Below are 17220 nucleotides of genomic sequence, written 5' to 3' on the forward strand. Positions count from 1 at the left end.
TTTGTTAGAGCGGGTTACGTGATATGAGCAGTCAGATAAAAATCCTGAGGTTGATTCGTTCAGGCAGCAGGGTCAAAATCGTGCTTTCCAACAGCGATCAGTTGCTGGTCGTTTCCGAGGAAACCGTACATCGCCATCGCCTGGTCGAAGGTGTTGTAATCACGCAGTCGCAACACGATGTACTCAGGCAGGAGTCCGAGATGTTTCGTTGCGACAGCGAGGCCGCGCGCCTGCTGGCCCTGAGGCAGCACTCTGTTGGCGAACTGAGAAGCAAGCTCAAGCGCAGACAGTTTGTGGCCACAGTTATTGATGATGTCGTGCGGAAATACCGTCGCCAGGGAGTGCTCGATGACGCTCAGTATGCTTACAAGCTCGCGCAGAAGATGGTCGAAAACCGACCCTGCGGCATGGCATATCTCATGGCCTATTTACAGAAGAAAATGATTGACCGTTCTCTGGCCGAACAGACGGCGCAGATGGTGCTGTCCCGCTCCGATGAAAGCGACCGGGCCATCGCGGCGCTTCACCGGCGGTGGGCGCAGCTGAGCCAGTTTGAGCTTGAAACGGCCCGCAATAAAGCATATAATTACCTCGCGCGGCGCGGCTTTAGCTACGATGCCGCCAGAAAAGCTTTTGAAAAACTGTCTAACTCTCTTGAAAAGGACAACTGACATTAACACCGCCCAACTGAGACAATCGTTCCTCGATTATTTCGAACGAAACAACCATCGCGTCGTCCCCTCGTCACCGGTCATTCCGTTCGACGATCCGACGATTTTGTTCACCAACGCCGGGATGAACCAGTTTAAGGACGTTTTCACCGGCAAACGCAGAGTGGACTATAAAAGAGCCGCCAGTTGCCAGAAATGTATCCGTGCCGGCGGCAAACACAACGACCTCGATAACGTGGGCTTTACCGCCCGTCACCACACCTTCTTTGAAATGCTCGGCAACTTTTCGTTCGGCGATTATTTCAAGGAAGAAGCGATATATTTTGCCTGGGAGTGGGTCACGAAAGTGCTCGAGCTGCCGATCGACAAGCTCTACGCTACAGTTTACGAAACCGATGACGAGGCATTCGCGCTCTGGGAAAAGATCGCCAGTCCGCTGAAGAACGGCCGCGTGATGCGGTTCGGAAAGAAAGACAACTACTGGTCGATGGGCGATATCGGCCCGGCCGGCCCGTGCAGCGAACTTCATTTCGACCGCGGCGAAAAATTCGGCACCGGTCCCGAAGACAAAGTCAACGGCGAGGGCGAACGTTTTATCGAAATCTGGAACCTGGTGTTTATGCAGTACGACCAATTACCGGATGGCACGGTTATAGATTTGCCCAAACCATCGGTTGATACTGGCGCTGGACTGGAACGTATCGCGTCCATCATGCAGGGCGTTGACTCCAATTACGAGATTGACCTGTTCAGGAGGCTGATTAAGGCTATCTCGGAAACAACGAAATCGAAATACAAAGACAACGTGTCCTCGCACCATGTGATCGCCGACCATTTGCGGGCGCTCACGTTCGCCATAGCCGATGGCGCGGGAATTTCCAACGAAGGCCAGGGGTATGTTCTTCGCCGCATTCTCAGACGCGCCGCCCGCCACGGGCGACTTTTGGGAGCCCACGAGCCGTTTATTTATAAGCTGGTGCCGACACTGGTCGATGAAATGGGCGGCGCTTACCCGGAGATTCGCGAAAAGCAATCGCACATCGAGAATGTATTGAAGGCCGAAGAGGAATCGTTCGGACGCACGCTTGAGACGGGTCTCGATCTGTTTGAGAAAATCGCAGAGGGAACGAAGGGTAAGGTTATTGGCGGTGAGGATGTTTTCCGTCTTTATGATACTTACGGCTTCCCGTACGACCTGACCGAGATCATGGCCAATGAACGGGGTCTGACTCTTGACCAGCAGGGTTTCGAGAAAGCTATGGATCGTCAGCGGGAGCAATCCCGTTCGGCTGCGGCTTTCGAGGGTCACCTGTCTTTGATATCGAACACCTTTGACAAAGAGAAGTTGGATTTGCCCGCCACCGAATTCGTGCGCAATACGCTCGCGATACCGGCGAAGCTACTGTTTTCAAAACGTGTTGAGGGCAATGAGCAGGTCTCATATGCAGTTGTTCTCGACAAGACTCCGTTCTACGCGGAATCGGGCGGACAGGTTAGTGATACGGGCAAAATCATTGGCGATGGCTTCGAGCTCGAAGTCCATGCCATGTTTACGTATCAGGACTTTTATATTCATGAGGGTATTCTGATACACGGCGACGCCGAAGCGATTAAGGTCGGTTCGGCCGTAACTGCCGAAGTCGACGCCGAGCGGCGCTGGGATATCATGCGCAATCACACCGTCACGCACCTGACCCACACGGCGCTTCGCAAGGTGCTCGGAAGTCACATCAAACAGTCCGGCTCATACGTGGGGCCGGAGCACATGCGCTTCGACTTCCCACATCATCAGCCAATGACCCTGGCCGAGATTCGCGCCGTGGAAGAAATCGTCAACAACGAAATAATAAAAGGCACGAACGTAAACACCGAAGTCATGGATATCGAGGCCGCGAGAAAGACCGGCGCGATGGCGCTGTTCGGCGAGAAATATGACGAGAAAGTGCGTGTTGTCTCTGTCGGCGATTTTTCAAAAGAGCTTTGCGGTGGGACTCACGTAAGCAGTATCAGCCAGATAGGCCCGTTCTTCATCACGCTCGAAACCGGCATCGCTTCCGGGGTGCGTCGCCTTGAGGCTATCACGGGACGCAAGGCAATCGAGTATATGCTTGACGCCAAGAAGTACCGCCAGGATGTCGCCGGTATAATCGGCCGTCCGGAGCAGGATTCACTTGCTGGCGTTAAGCAGCTTAAGGAAGAGCACAGCGTCCTTCAGAAAGAGCTCAAGAAGACCAAGGCCGAGATGTTCTCCGGCAAAGGCAACTCGGTCGGACAATCGCAAACCATTCTGGGCGGAGTGCTTTACATCACGCACGATTTCGGCCAGACCGACCGCGACATCATGGCCGGATGGCTCGACACCCAGAAAGCGGAAAACAAGCCGGTTTTGGCGGTAGCGCTGGGCAATGTCAACGGCAAAACAACTTACATGGCGGCCGCCAGCAACAAGGCAACCGAAGATTTCAAGATAGATGTCGGCAAAATCACCAAGGAACTGCTTCCCAAATTCGGCGGACGCGGCGGCGGCAAACTGTCGTTCGCCCAGGGTACGGTCGATACGGGCACGGACGCGAAGCAACTATTCGATAAAGTGTTGGAGCTAACCGGCGAAAGCAAAGGATAGTTGTATGAGCAAAGGCGGCGTTTACGACAGTCTGGTGGATATCGCCCAAAAGCGCGGCGCGGGGTTCTTTATCCTGGTCGACCCGGACAAGACCGACGAGAACAATTTCCTGGCAACATGTGAACAGGCCGAAGAATGCGGCGTTGACGCTGTTTTAGTCGGTACATCGTTCATGCTCAACTCGAATTTTCACGCTTCGGTGAAAAAGATCAAAAGCGCGACTTCACTGCCCGTGATAATCTTCCCGGGATCGTTCGCCCAGATAACGCCCGATGCCGACGCTATCCTGTTTTCATCGCTCATTTCCGGACGCAACCCTTCTTTTTTGATAGACGAACAGGTGAAAGGTGCGCCGCTGGTCAAGAAGTACGGCCTTGAACCGATACCGACAGGTTACATGCTCATCGAGTCCGGGCCTTTGACATCGGTGCAGTACATATCCGGTTCGATGCCTATTCCGCGCACGAAAGACGATATCGCCTGCGCCCACGCGATGGCGGCACAATTTCTGGGAATGAAGATGGTGTATCTCGAGGCCGGCTCGGGGGCAGAGCAGCCGGTCCCGGTGGAAATGGTACGGGCTGTGTCGGCTTGTGTCGAAATTCCGATTATTGTCGGCGGGGGCCTGAGAACGCCCGACGATTGCGCTGTCCGAGTCGAGGCCGGAGCATCGTTTATTGTCGTCGGCAACCACCTTGAGAGCGGCCAAAGTCGCAGTCTTCTTCGCGAGCTGACCGCCGCCACTCACACGAGGGAATCAATCGAAGTATGAACAGAGAAGAACAGTTATCGTATTTGCGTAAGCTCGGCGAGGAAACCACTATCCTTCGCAAATCCGTTATCGAGCAGCTTGGTCCGAAAATCCTCGATACCGCCGCGGTGATCTCGGGCGTGCTCGGGTCCGGGGGTAAAATACTCATCGCCGGCAACGGCGGCTCGGCCGCCGATGCTTCCCATTTCGCGGCGGAGATGATTGTGCGATTGACCGCCGAACACAGCCGGCAGTCTCTTCCGGCTGTCGCCCTGTCGGTGGACCCATCTGTCATAACTGCCGCCGCCAATGATTTCGGTTTCGAACATGTCTTCTCGCGCCAGGTCGAAGGACTCGGCGCCAAAGGCGACATGCTCATCGTGATTTCCACCTCCGGTAATTCCGCCAACCTGGTCAAAGCTGTTCAGGCGGCGCACGAGCGCGGTATGATCTGTCTGGGACTGTTGGGCGGCAATGGTGGTAAGCTCGCGCCCATGGTCGATCGCGCCCTGGTCGTACCGCACCCATCGACCCAGAGAATTCAGGAAGAACACAGTTTCATCATACACATGTTAGTCGAGCTGGTCGAAAGAGACCTGTTTTGAGAATGATCAAACAGCACGAAAAGCTTCTGAAAGACTTTCTGTTTTTCTTCTTCGCGCTTTTTGTATTCGGCAGCACTTTCTCAATCGCGCTGGCACAGATTGCCCTGGGTGTATCGCTGGTACTGTTTCTTGTCTTCGTATACACCACAAAATATCAACCGATTATAGAGAATCTCCGGCTGTTTTACATTTTCATCGGCGCTTATATTTTCTGGATGTTTCTCGCCGGCCTGTTCGGTGATACACCTTTCAAATCGATACTCATAATGAAAGAGGAATGGCTGTTTTGTATAATCCCGATCGGCATATATCTGATGAACAGAGAATCGTATCGCCAGAAGCTCGTGGTGGTGTTCGCCGCCGGTGTCGGGTTGTTCGCCCTGTATGGCCTGCTGCAGTTCTTCACCGGCGTGCATTGGTTTAAGAGTGTCGCGCCGAATCCCGGTCCAGAACTTTTCTATGTCATCAAGGGCAATTTCCCCAGCCCGATGACTTTCGGCAATTATTTCGGCACCGCCGCCGGGTTTTTTGCCGGGGTACTGGCGATCGGGTGGATGGAGATGTCCAAACCTCTGAGATGGTTCTACTGGGCTGCCTGTGCTCTGGCGGTCGCGGCAACACTGGGGTCTTACAACCGCGGCGCCATACTCGGTCTGTTTGTCGCGCTCGCGCTTCTGGGAATACTGTTTAACAAAAAGAAAGTGCTCATCGGCACCGGCATCGCGTTTCTCATCGGAGCGGCTGTTGTCGTGAATTCCCCTGAAGCGAAGTATCGTCTTTCGGCCCACCTGGCCAAAGAGCTAAACCCACAATACGAAGGCGGACGCGTCTTTATCTGGAACAACGCGCTGAAAATTGTCTCGGAAAACCCGGTCTTTGGTGTCGGTCAGGGGAATTTCCGATATGAGTATGAGAAGCTTCTACCCGTGGACGTAGAAGGTATCCGCAAGCATGTACATGCCCACAACGATTTCTTTAATATCGCTGCCATCGCAGGGATACCCGCCGCACTGTTTTTTGTCGGTATGTGGGTTACGGCTTTGAGCCATTTCTGGAGGGGTTTCCGCCAGAAAAAGCGGTTCGTGGGCCGAAGACGGCATTTCGTCGGGGCCCTGATAGGCTCGACAGTCTTTCTGGTATCATCGCTCACCGAAGCTACTTTCGCCGATGAAGAAGTCAGGCAGATGCTTATGTTCATCTGGGCGGTGGGACTGTGGCAGTGGTTTGAGGAGAAATCGACCCAGGACAGCGCGGAACCAACTCCGGTTTCCGGGGGTAAAACCTCTTGACAATCAACGGAACTTCCGTTTAAATAGACACAACTATGGCAATTAAAGCAAAAAAGAGAGACGCAAGCGACGAACCCGAGGGCAAGTGGCCCTATGGCAAGAAGAACTATATTCTTTTTGCGGCGGCCTTGATCGTGATTATTTTTGGTTTTGTTACTTTGGGTCAGGGTTCGATGACGCTCGCCCCGATTCTGTTGGTAATCGGCTACTGTGTTTTGATTCCAATGGCGCTTATTTGGAAAGACAAGCCCGAAGAAAACGAAACCGCCGAGACGACCCCGACTGAATAGCCCGGGCATCTGTCAGCCTTAAATTTGAGGACTTCCCATCATACGGAAAGTCCTTTTTTGTCCCGGGTGTTCCACAGCTTGGGGCCTGTTGAATAACCTTTCCGCTATTGTGTCAGGTCACGTAAATCTGCTACGCGGATTTACAGAACCTGCCGCAACCAGACACGAGGACCTTATCAACCTGCCCCTTGCGGTGGGATTCTTCGCTATGCTACCATTTCCTTTCAACGCTTGACACCTTCCCCCACAGGCAGCATCTTCCGGCCATGGAAATCGGCAAGCTCATTTTAAAGCCCAAAGAGGACCGTCGCGTCCGCTCCGGACATCTGTGGATTTTCAGCAACGAAATCGCCGAGGTTCACGGGGGGGATTCCGATGGCGGCATCGTCGACGTTGTTGGCTCGCGCGGTCAGTTTGTCGGTCGCGGCTATTATAATCGGCACACCCTGATCGCCGCCCGAATACTTTCACTCCATCAGGAGGCTATCGACACCGAGTTTTTCTCCAAAAGATTCCACAAGGCTCTCGCCCATCGCAAAGCCACTCTCGGTCCGGTTCGATCGGCGAGAGTAGTTTACTCCGAGGGTGACCTTCTGCCGGGGCTGATTGTCGACCGATACGAAGATTACCTTGTTGTCCAGTTGTTGACCGCCGGGATGGAATCGATGCGCGAGATAATTTTGGAGGCGCTCATCGAGGTCTTCAAGCCGAAAGGCGTACTTCTTCGCAATGATACTTCCTACCGTGAACTCGAAGGACTCCCGCTGGAGGTTGGGATTGTCCACGGCGAGGTGCCGCAGAGAATCACAATAGATGAAGCCGGCGCGAGCTTTATTATCGACCCGCACTCCGGGCACAAGACCGGCTTTTATTTTGACCAGCGCGACACCCGTGCCGCGGCGCGGGCAATGGCCAAAGGACGCAGGGTACTCGACTGTTTCTCTTATACCGGAGGTTTCGCCATCAATTACGCCCTCGGTGGGGCATCGTCGGTGCTGGCGCTCGATGAATCCCAACCCGCTTTGGACATCCTAACCGAGAACGCGAATCTGAACAAGGTGGCCTCTATCGTCACTACCGAAAAGGCGAACTGTTTTGATAAGCTTCACGCTCTGACTGACGACGGAGAGAAGTTTGATTTGATAACGCTCGACCCACCGGCTTTTGTCAAGAGCAAGAGTCAGCTCAAAGCAGCTTTGACCGGCTATCGTGAGATAAATCTCAGGGCGATGCGTCTGTTGTCGCCGGGCGGGATTCTGGTGACGTGCAGTTGTTCGATGAATCTCACCGATGATGCTTTCCAGTCAGTTCTTCGCACGGCTGCCCGTGACGCTCGCCGGCGGTTCCGCGTGCGGGACTTTATAACTCAATCCGCCGATCATCCCATCCTGCAGGCCATGCCCGAAACCCAGTACTTGCGGTGTTATGTGCTGGAAGCGGTTTAGGGCCCTGCGAGGCCGATCTTGCATTTCGCCTCAACGTATTGAATCACAAAAGGGTAGGGCACATCAGCATGGTCAGGCATGCGGTACTGTTGGTGATCAGTGAATATGTGATGCCAAAAATATAAAAAAAGCTTGACACTTTGGGGTGTTTTCCGATGTATTATTAATGAACCACTGAAAGTACGAATGTACCGTAGGTGGTGTACCAAAAATCTGAGGCGGCTTTCGGGCCGCCTCTGGTTTTTTATGAAGGATGAAAATAGACCCCGTAAGGATCGGTTCTGCTGGCAAACGTGTTAAGGCTCGGTTTAAGCCGATCCATCCAATCCAATACGTTCGACCGTTTTACGTAGCCGCTAATTCTGCTTGCGATCACATTGGCCGTTCCCTGTGAATAGCACGCATATAAGTAGATGATCAGTGAGACCAGATCGGCCGATTGAACAAAGTATGATTGCTCAGAATTCTTTGGGAGAGGATCCTCAATGAGTGTCTTTATGTCTATCGGCTGAGGAGCTCCGCCAAAACGAGATGGAACGTAATTTATTCGACGCATCCTTCGAGAAGTCTTCCTCATTTTGCCGTGTCGCCCTTCGTCCGTTATAATCATGAATTTGCTTTCGGGATTGTCCTTTGGTTTAAGATCGTTGTGAATCCTCTGGATTGAGAACGTCAAGGCTTTGTCAAGAATCTGATAATCTGATTTGATTATCTTCTTCTTCACTATACAGACATTTATGATCTTCACCTTCAGGGAGGAGATTATGTCGCAATAGGCCGATATGATATCAAGCCTATCCTGATTGGAGAGCCCGTAGCCGGTGAATGGTTTTTTCTTTTTCAGAAAGTGGGTAGTATGAAAATCCACCTTCAAGGGCAGGCCGTATTGTGACCTCAGTTGCTTCCGAAACGACAATAATTGATCCAGAGTCTCTTCCCAATGAAGGTAATGAAGGTATAATGCCGTCAGTACGAAGTAGTTTGAAGAGAAGGTGGGATATCCGTCATCACCTGCTTCATCATAGTACGCCAGCCGCATCCATTTCCTCCCTCGTGTTCTGTTTTAATATTTGTTGTAGATTGATGCCAAGATTTCCTCACTCTGCCATGTCGACATCGATGTCGATTTCCCTTGCTGTCTCGCCCTCTGCGTTGCGGATGACGAGCTTGCCCGTTATGTTGGTGGACCACACCATCTCCAGAGTCTTCCCAGACAAGTTATATCCAAGACCGTCCACACGGTTGGATAAGTCAGGGGTATTCACGTTAGCAGCATCCGCGGGAATCTTCGGCTGAATAGAAAGAATACCGACTGAGGCGTTAGTGAGACCTACTACCGTGACGCCAGTGTCGACCAAGAGGCAGTGGGTGCCATCCGGACTGCACGAAGCGTACTGGTAAGATCCTTGCGGCCCAATCCTCTCCCCCTCGGGATAAGCAGTACCGAACACTCTTATCCCCGATATGACTAGAGCAACTCCTTGCTGGACTAACTCCAATGCAAATACGCGAGGGGACTCGAGTTCAACAGAACAGATCAAATATTGTCCGCTTGAAAATGCCGTCAGATGTTCCACCCGCACACTCGGAGGACTGGAGCTGCGAAGAAGTATCGCAGTATAACCGGGTGGACAATCGTAGCACATTTTCTCCACCACCTGGCGCGAAATTGTACAATCCTTACCACACAGAGAATCAAGCGACGTGGTAAATCCCCCCTGCGTCGTGTCTATCACGCGGATCATGTCGCCGGCATTAACGGACTGGACTATTGTGGAAGTGAGAATTACAAGGACAAGCAGAGTGGTCGCGAAGACCACCTTAGAGAAATTACTGTTTACCAATGCGAACCTCCCTCTCTTTTGAGAAAAGTAAAGGTTAGCCGCCGGGAGGTCAACATCAAAATAAGTTGCCATTTCAAGTTGTGTAAGCCCTCATCAAAACATATAATCTTAGCATCGGATGAAAGACTATAACATCGCCTTCATATGCCCCTCGAAATCATGGGGCGGGTTGGAAATGAATGTCTTCCGGCTGGCCAAATGGCTGACCGGACGCGGACATCATATCATCCTCTACGGCTACCCCGGCTCCACCCTCTATGACTCATGCGAAAAAGAGGGTATCGCGGTCAGAGGACTGCGTTCCAAATCGAAATTGGGCGATATCTTCCTCGCCTTTTCTTTGGCCAGACAACTTCGCCGTGACAACGCCCGCATCGCTGTCTTTCACCTCAACAAGAACATGATTCTAATGGCGCTGACAAAAGTCTTTGCCGGGCGTTTTCTCAGAATAGTCTATATGCAGCATATGCACGTGGGACCATCGAAAAGGGACATCTTCCACACCTGGCTCTACGGCTGTCTGAGCGCCTGGATCACTCCGCTGGACTGGCTGGCCAGGGCCGTTCGCGAAAAGACCCGCATCGAACCATCCAAAGTGCGCGTAATCCCGTTGGGCATAGAGGTTGACAGGTTCACCGACAAGAAACCGGGGAAGCAGCTCGCCCGTAAACTTCTCGGCGTCCCCAAAGACGTTGTCATAGCCGGTGTGGTCGGAAGACTCGATCCCCGCAAAGGCCAGCACATTCTGATCGAGGCCTGCCGCAAGGTTCATGACCGCGGACATAAGCTGCATTTGCTTCTGGTGGGAGATCCATCGCTCAATGAATACACCGGCTACGATGAGACCCTCCGCAAGCTGACTGTAAAGCTCGGCCTCGACGCCTGTGTGCATTTCAAGCCACACCTGGATAATATCGAATACGCCTATGCCGCGATGGACATATTCGCTCTCACGTCGAAGTCGGAAACTTACGGGATGGTGACACTCGAGGCGATGGCATCGGGCCTGCCGATTATAGCCACCGCCGAAGGCGGCACGCTCGATATCATCCAGCACGAATCCAACGGACTGCTGGTCAAGCCGTATGACCCGGTGGAACTTGCCGATGCACTGGATAGAATTCTGCGCGATAACGATCTGGCGGTGAAATTGGCGTCAAAGGCACAGTCCGATGCTGAAAGCACATATTCCAACACGCGACAGTGTGAGCTTCTCGAGAGTTTATTTGATGAAATCCTGACCGATCAGGAAAGTTGATACTGCTCGACCAACCCCTTGTACTGTTCCAGTAGCTTCGACGCGTGATCTCTGTCACGGGATTCAGCGAAGATATTAAACGCCGCGGTGGTTCTGTCCGGCGCGACAAGCACCCAGCCGTTATCCTCGAATATCCTGACGCCATCGATAAGCTGACGGTCCTTGTTTTCGGAGTTAATAATCAACTGACGCATGACCGTTCCCTTCTTTGACCAGGGACAGGGCACCGAGGCGCTCTGACGGCTGAGGTATTCGAAGCGGCTGCGGATAGTGCCGAACCGGCTCTTGGTCATGGCCATCATTTCGAGCAGCTTGACAGTGGTCAGAATGGCGTCGGACCCCATCTGGAATCCCGGGAAAATAAAGCCGCCCCTTGTTCCACCGACAAAGTCCACGTCGCCGCGGCGGAATATCTCCATCATCGAAAGATGGTCATTGGCCACGCGGATAACCTCAATACCGTGTTGATGGGCGACATCCTCGACACCCATTGACGCACCCACCGGCACCGCGATCTTTTTGCAGTCGTTTGTCTCGATAAACAGGTAGGTGCCGATCAGCAAAAGCAAATGACTGTCGACCGGCTTGCCGTTTTCGTCGACAACAACCAGCTTCTCGGCGGCGGGATTTATCAAAAAACCGATATCGGCGTTGAGGGTGGTTACGATCGAAGCAAGCTGCACTATGGCCTGGGCGTTTTCCTCGGGCGAGGTCGAGAACTTACGCGGGTTCAGACTGGCGTTAAGCTCCGTGGCCGAAATGCCGAGCTGCGAAAACAGGGTCGGGAAAACCTGACTGGAGGAGCCGTTGTTGTGATCGATGACAATCTTGAACCCGGCCTGGTTGATAACCTCGGAGTTGACATTGGCCATGAAATCCTCGCGGTAGCTTTCCAGCACGTGCGGGAGCTCATCGAGATGGCCGATATTATCCAGCGAGGCGCGCTCAAAATCCTCTCCGAAATACATCCGCTCCACCTTCTTGGATTTCGAGGTAGGCAGATCCAGTCCGCTGCCATCGAAAAATATCATATCCAGTTGGCGGTAATCATCGGGATTGTGCCGGATATAGATGCCCGCGGCGTAGTTGCCCTTTTGCAGGCAGTATCTCACGATCGGCACCGGCATGGTCTCGATGTCATCGACATTGGTGCCCGCGGCCAACAGACCGGAAATCAAACCGCGTTTGATCAGGCGGGAGGTATCCGAGGCATCGCGGCTGACCACCACCCTGCTTTTCTGGCCCACGAACGCACCGAAGGCCGCACCCACTTTGAGGGCCATCTCGGGGGTGATTTCGGTCAGGGCCAAACCGGTTATCTTGGCGTTGGTGAACAACTCCCGGTTCCACTTTTCGCCCCAGACTATCGACATCGACACAATAGCGCCGTCATCAACCGTCTTACCCGGCCATATTTTGCAGTTAGCCTTGACGGTGGCGAAATTGCCAATCGAGCTTTCATCGGAAATAACTACATGGTCGAGCAATTGGACATTGTTGCCTACGCGGGTATTGTTGCAGACGATAGCAGTGTTCATGACCGTATCGCGGCCAATTCTGTTGTCATACCAGATGATACTGTTGTTCAACTCGCAACCATCGCCGACCTGGCTGCGATGTCCGACACAGCAGTTCTGAAGATAGGCGCCATCGCCGATCGATACATCGTTGCCCAGCGCCACCCGTCCGGCGAAACGAACATCGCGCCCTATGGTCACATTGCGGCCTTTATAAACGACGGCTTTCTCGGTCTTTTCGGCTTCGGTCTTCAGGTCAAGACTGAGTTTGCGCTCGAAGAAATCGATATGGACAAGCTGGTATTCATCGACATTGCCGATATCGCGCCAGTAACCATCCATAATCTTACCGTACAAGCCCATACGTTTTGACAGCATGAGCGGATAAAGGTTCTGCGAGAAATCGAAATTCGTTTTCGGCGGGATGAGTTTGATAGCCGGTGGTTCGAGAATATAGATGCCGGTATTTATGGTATCCGAAAAAGCCTCGCCCCACGATGGTTTTTCCAGAAAACGCACGATGCGGCCATCGTTATCGGTTATTACAATACCATACGCGAGCGGGTTCTCCATGCGGGTGAGCAGAATAGTCGCTTCGGACTTTTTCTGTCTGTGCCAGCTGATTGCCTCGGAAAGACTGAAATCGGTAATCAGGTCGCCGGAAATAATCAGAACCGGTTCATCGGCCGACTGCAGCGCGTAGCGCACTGCCCCGGCTGTCCCGTAGTCATCATCGGGCTGAACATAGTCCATATTGACGCCGAACGCGCTGCCGTCCTTGAAATAGTCCTGAATAGTCTTCGGCTGGAAATACAAAAGCGATGTTATCTCGGTTATGCCGTGCTGCTTGAGCAAAGACACCACGTGTTCCATGATGGGAATATTGGCGATAGGCACCATTGGTTTGGGGATATTTATCGTGAGGGGTCTTAGCCTCGTGCCGAACCCGCCGGCCATTATAATCGCTTTCATTGGAGCTTTCCTCGTCTATAGAAACGGCGTTAACGCGCCAGATATCCCTGCTCGATCAGGTGCCGGGAAACATCAAAAAAAGTGTCATAGCTTACATACGGAATATTACTGTCGCGGCAGTATTGTTCAAGGTCTTTTTTGGCAAAAATTAGATCGGCCTCGCGGGTGGCGCAGGCATCCGAATAGCCATCACCCACAAAGACAATCTTGTACTCGCCGTCGGTCTTTTGGCGAAACTGCTGTATCCTCTCCCCTTTGCACACCCCGCAGCGCGGGCAGGAGATATTGTCATAGGGGAATTCCACCTTAAGCGTGCCATTTTCCAGTTTGCCGACATTGGTTTTTATGTCCAGGTGGCTTAGGTTGTTCTTATCGAGGATATACCTGATATAGAAATCGAGCCCGTCGGACGCCACCAAAAGCGGCGCTCCGTTGGAGTCACACAAGGCGACAAAATCGATAAACCCTTCGTCGATTTCGAATTGATCGATAAAACGATAAACCTCTTCGGGGGTGGCTTTCACCAGCTCGGCTTCGAGGGTCAGGCAGGCGCGGGTGGTCATGCGGCCGGCTTTCCAGTCGGGCAACAACTCATCGTTGCGTCCGCCGGAAAAATGGTGAAAGATAGAATAACCGACATCCCGCCGGGTAATAGTACCGTCAAAATCACAGAATATCGCTGTCTTCATAGCCACAATTTCAGGGCTGCCACGGCCGCGAGAACCACAACGAGAAAATAGCTCAAGAGCCAGAAGCGTTTAAGTTTTGCCAGACGGAACTGTTCGGCCATCACAATAAGCTGTGCGATCGCCACCGCCAGGATGAGAATTATGCCGTACTTCGTGTAAGCGAAAACATTTTCAAAATCAAGCATGTACAGAATCGTGATCGCCAGAAAGTAGGCCAGCACCAGATACCATCCAATCTGCTGGATTCTGATCAAAACACTCACGTTGAAAATCGTCTCTCTCATAACAGCCTCATCAGCCTCATCACCGGTTCCTGGGCCAGTTCGTACGCGAGGTAAAGCATGATAATAAAAAACAGTACTTTCACCACCACCGGCTTGGCGATAGTACCTAGAAAGCCGCCCAGCTTGCCTCCGAGCACGATCCCCAGCACTACGCCGGTGACAATTTTCGGGTCGATCTGCCCGTTGAGAAAGTAAACCGTGGCGGCAGCGGTAGCGGCGAAGCCGGTCATGATCGATGATGTTCCCCTGGCAACCGTTAGAGGCAGCCCGATAACGAGATAGATAATCGGCACGAGAATCACGCCGCCACCAATACCCACCAGCGCCGAAAGCACCCCGGTCATAAAGGCCAGCACGGTACAGATCATCAGGTATTTGCCCCGGTTGTCTTCGTAAGTCAACTGCTGCGAATTTTTCTTCTTTCTTAAAAGCGAGAAAGCGGTGTATATCAGCACTGCCGTCAGAAGAAGTCGGATCAATTCCGCCGGGGCGATGGCGTTAAGCTGGCTTCCGGCAATACTTCCCAGCGCCGTGAACACGGAAAGAACTATCACCAGCTCCAGGTCCACCATCCCTTTTTTGAGATACTCGTTTGACGCCGAGAAAGAACTGACCACGATCGCAGTCACGGACACGGGCACAGCCGCCTTGATATCCACTCCGGTTACGACCGTCAAAAACGGTACCATAATAATTCCACCCCCGATTCCAAGATACCCGGCGAGGAGCCCCGCCGACAGCCCACACAGAATGTACAAAAAGTAATCAAGCATCAGTCACGCTCCACGAGAAGTTGCGAGGCAAAGTTGATCTCCGGACGGGTCTCGAGCAGAACGTCTTTGTAGGTGCGATAAGTGCCATATTTTCTCTCGTAGGCTATCTCTCTCAGCCTGTTCTTGATATAATCCTTATTGTTGTCGAATTCGTTTACATCCGCCGTCAGAGATTTGTCTATGACGCTCGTTATCATTTTCTCGGTAGCCGCCGAGCTTTTTTCATCGAGCGCGCTGACCATCAACTCGCGCGCGGACTCTGTCAACGGGGAACTGTAACTGAATCCCTGTTCCATAGCATAGTCGCGGAACCGGCGTACCCAGAAATCGCCGAGGGTGTCCCCCTGAGAGGCCTCGACAATCTCATCCTGATGCCGATTGGCGAATCCGCTCATCAACAGCGAGTTTTCAAGTTTCCTTCTGAACGGGTTCATGCGGCGCACATCGAACAGATAATCCGGCACCAGGCCGTGACCAATGTCGTTTAAGGTCGAATCAAAATCGTTGAGATAGATCGGTCCTGCGAAATAGTAACGTGAGATCGTCAGCTTTAACCCGTCGCCATCGGGAAACCTCACAAACCCCTGCACCAGCCCTTTGCCGAAAGTCGTGTCTCCCACCAGGAAGGCTCTTGCGGAAGCCTGAAGTGACCCGGCCACGATTTCCGCCGACGAGGCGGACCCGCGGTCGACTATCACCGCCATCGGCAGCCCCCCGGTGATATCATCGCTCTGCGCATAAAACTTGTGGTCGTTCCAGCGCGAGCGACCATCGGTCCCCACCATGAAAACGCCCTCATCCAAAAACAGGTCGGCGGTTTCGTATGCTTCAGCAAACAACCCGCCCGGGTTGCCCCTGAGATCGAGGATAAGACCCCGCGGATGAGCACGGCCTTCGAGCAAGCTGTCCAGCGCGACAGCGATATCTTCGGTGGCGCCGGCCTCAAAATCCAGAACCCGGATATACAGCACACTATCAGCGGTGTAGCCGGCAAACGGTACGTGCAAAAGAGGAATGCGCCGGCGCGTTATATCAACATCAAAGGTTTCGTCCGTCACCGCGCGGTAGACTGTCACCCGCACCTTGCTGCCCTCCTCCCCCCGAAGCACACCTATCGCCTTATCGCTGGTCAACTCTGCAAATGAAACCGAATCGGCGGCTGTCACCAAATCGCCCGGCAGAAGTCCAACCTCCGCCGCCGGGCCGTTCTCGCGCACCGACATTATCAGAAGACCGTCTTCCTGATAGATGATACTCACGCCAATCCCCCCGTAAGCACCCGTCAATTCCTCATCGAGATTTTCGAACTGACGAACGGGAACATAATCGGAGTAGCGGTCGAGTTTATCGAGCATGGCGTTGCGGCCCGACTCCACCAGCGCCTGCCAGTCAACCTCGCCCTGATAGGCTTCCTGTATCATTATCGCGGCCAGGCTGATTGACAGCGCCTGCGAAATAGATGGATCCGACAGGACATACACAGCCATCCCGCCGGCAGTGATGACAATCAGCACGATGAGAATCATCGAGACCAAAAAGGATTTTCTATCGAGGACGGGAGAGTTGTTCATCGCTCCAGTTTCTTTAGCAGCAATTTTCGCACGTTGTCAAAGATTTCTTCGATCGGGCGGGTGGCATCGATAACTTTTACGCGCCTTCTTTCCTTGCGCGCGATTTCCAGAAAGCCCAGCCGGACCCGCTGGAAGAAGGCCTCCGATTGCGATTCGAGCCGATCGCGCTTTTTGCCGAGGCGCGCAAAAGCCGTCTTGAGATCAACATCGAAAACAAAAGTGAGGTCCGGCGTCACGCCGCCGACAGCTATCTTGTGAAGTTTCTTCACCATAGCGATATCGAGTTTGCGCCCGAACCCCTGATACGCGGTGGTGCTATCGTAAAACCGGTCACACAGAACAATGGTTCCGTTGGCCAGAGCGGGAGCGATCTCTCTGGTGGTTATTTCGGCACGGGCCGCCTCGTAAAGAAAAAGTTCGGTGAGGTCGGTTATCTTGAGACGCTTGTTGAGCAGTATATCGCGGATTTTTTCGGCAACCACTGTCGAGCCGGGTTCACGAAGCATCTTGACCTGGTACTTGCGCGACACCAGAAACTGATACACCAGAAGCGCCTGGGTGCTCTTACCGCACCCATCGATACCCTCAAAGGTGATCAACATCGGCTTGTGTTTTACGGTAGTAATTGGTGCTCGCAT

At 53.0% G+C, this 17220-nt stretch carries 16 protein-coding genes; 8 read left to right on the forward strand and 8 right to left on the reverse strand.

The features are described 5' to 3' along the window. The first annotated feature begins 23 nt into the window (after positions 1-23). The 7 genes from AB1483_06155 (at position 24) to AB1483_06185 (ending at position 7674) form a co-directional block, all read left to right on the forward strand. Positions 24-671, forward strand: coding sequence for a regulatory protein RecX (locus AB1483_06155; GenBank protein ID MEW6412043.1), 648 nt, complete (start codon positions 24-26; stop codon positions 669-671). Further along, positions 634-3294, forward strand: coding sequence for an alanine--tRNA ligase (gene alaS, locus AB1483_06160; GenBank protein ID MEW6412044.1), 2661 nt, complete (start codon positions 634-636; stop codon positions 3292-3294). The genes AB1483_06155 and alaS overlap by 38 nt, the downstream gene beginning before the upstream one ends. Before the next feature lie 4 nt (positions 3295-3298). Then, positions 3299-4066 carry a geranylgeranylglyceryl/heptaprenylglyceryl phosphate synthase gene (locus AB1483_06165; GenBank protein MEW6412045.1) on the forward strand — a complete coding sequence of 256 codons (768 nt, stop codon included), beginning with the start codon at positions 3299-3301 and terminating at the stop codon, positions 4064-4066. Beyond that, complete coding sequence (locus tag AB1483_06170; GenBank protein MEW6412046.1) at positions 4063-4650, forward strand: SIS domain-containing protein; 588 nt, start codon at positions 4063-4065, stop codon at positions 4648-4650. The genes AB1483_06165 and AB1483_06170 overlap by 4 nt, the downstream gene beginning before the upstream one ends. A 2-nt stretch (positions 4651-4652) precedes the next feature. Next, positions 4653-5939, forward strand: a complete 1287-nt coding sequence (locus AB1483_06175; protein MEW6412047.1) for an O-antigen ligase family protein — start codon at positions 4653-4655, stop codon at positions 5937-5939. A 35-nt stretch (positions 5940-5974) separates the two neighbouring features. Further along, positions 5975-6229, forward strand: coding sequence for a hypothetical protein (locus tag AB1483_06180; protein MEW6412048.1), 255 nt, complete (start codon positions 5975-5977; stop codon positions 6227-6229). A 266-nt stretch (positions 6230-6495) separates the two neighbouring features. After that, a complete protein-coding gene (locus AB1483_06185) occupies positions 6496-7674 on the forward strand; it encodes a class I SAM-dependent rRNA methyltransferase (protein ID MEW6412049.1) in 1179 nt (392 codons plus the stop codon). A 244-nt stretch (positions 7675-7918) separates the two neighbouring features. Here AB1483_06185 and AB1483_06190 read toward each other — a convergent pair whose 3' ends face one another. Together AB1483_06190 and AB1483_06195 are read right to left on the reverse strand one after the other, a co-directional pair. Continuing rightward, on the reverse strand, positions 7919-8713 hold the full coding sequence (locus AB1483_06190) for a DUF3800 domain-containing protein (GenBank protein MEW6412050.1): 795 nt from the start codon (positions 8711-8713) through the stop codon (positions 7919-7921). 58 nt (positions 8714-8771) lie between these two features. Further along, positions 8772-9518: a hypothetical protein gene (locus AB1483_06195; protein ID MEW6412051.1), complete on the reverse strand. Its 747-nt coding sequence runs from the start codon at positions 9516-9518 to the stop codon at positions 8772-8774. A gap of 118 nt (positions 9519-9636) precedes the next feature. On the opposite strand from AB1483_06195, the gene AB1483_06200 reads away from it, so the two are divergent. Further along, positions 9637-10776, forward strand: coding sequence for a glycosyltransferase family 4 protein (locus AB1483_06200; protein ID MEW6412052.1), 1140 nt, complete (start codon positions 9637-9639; stop codon positions 10774-10776). Here AB1483_06200 and AB1483_06205 read toward each other — a convergent pair. Genes AB1483_06205 through tmk form a run of 6 tightly spaced genes read right to left on the reverse strand, consistent with a single transcriptional unit; the run spans position 10764 to position 17220 of the window. Continuing rightward, positions 10764-13265: a sugar phosphate nucleotidyltransferase gene (locus AB1483_06205; protein MEW6412053.1), complete on the reverse strand. Its 2502-nt coding sequence runs from the start codon at positions 13263-13265 to the stop codon at positions 10764-10766. The two genes, AB1483_06200 and AB1483_06205, sit on opposite strands and share 13 nt — an antisense overlap. A 29-nt stretch (positions 13266-13294) precedes the next feature. Next, on the reverse strand, positions 13295-13954 hold the full coding sequence (locus tag AB1483_06210) for an MtnX-like HAD-IB family phosphatase (GenBank protein ID MEW6412054.1): 660 nt from the start codon (positions 13952-13954) through the stop codon (positions 13295-13297). Further along, positions 13951-14238 carry a hypothetical protein gene (locus tag AB1483_06215; protein MEW6412055.1) on the reverse strand — a complete coding sequence of 96 codons (288 nt, stop codon included), beginning with the start codon at positions 14236-14238 and terminating at the stop codon, positions 13951-13953. Before AB1483_06215 ends, AB1483_06210 begins: the two co-directional genes overlap by 4 nt. Further along, on the reverse strand, positions 14235-15011 hold the full coding sequence (locus tag AB1483_06220; GenBank protein ID MEW6412056.1) for a sulfite exporter TauE/SafE family protein: 777 nt from the start codon (positions 15009-15011) through the stop codon (positions 14235-14237). Before AB1483_06220 ends, AB1483_06215 begins: the two co-directional genes overlap by 4 nt. Beyond that, positions 15011-16582 carry a S41 family peptidase gene (locus tag AB1483_06225; GenBank protein ID MEW6412057.1) on the reverse strand — a complete coding sequence of 524 codons (1572 nt, stop codon included), beginning with the start codon at positions 16580-16582 and terminating at the stop codon, positions 15011-15013. The genes AB1483_06220 and AB1483_06225 overlap by 1 nt, the downstream gene beginning before the upstream one ends. Continuing rightward, the gene (tmk, locus tag AB1483_06230; protein ID MEW6412058.1) at positions 16579-17220 is read right to left on the reverse strand and encodes a dTMP kinase; all 642 of its coding nucleotides are present in this window, start codon (positions 17218-17220) and stop codon (positions 16579-16581) included. Before tmk ends, AB1483_06225 begins: the two co-directional genes overlap by 4 nt.

It is taken from the genome of Candidatus Zixiibacteriota bacterium (genome assembly GCA_040756055.1).
Lineage (GTDB): Bacteria > Zixibacteria > MSB-5A5 > GN15 > FEB-12.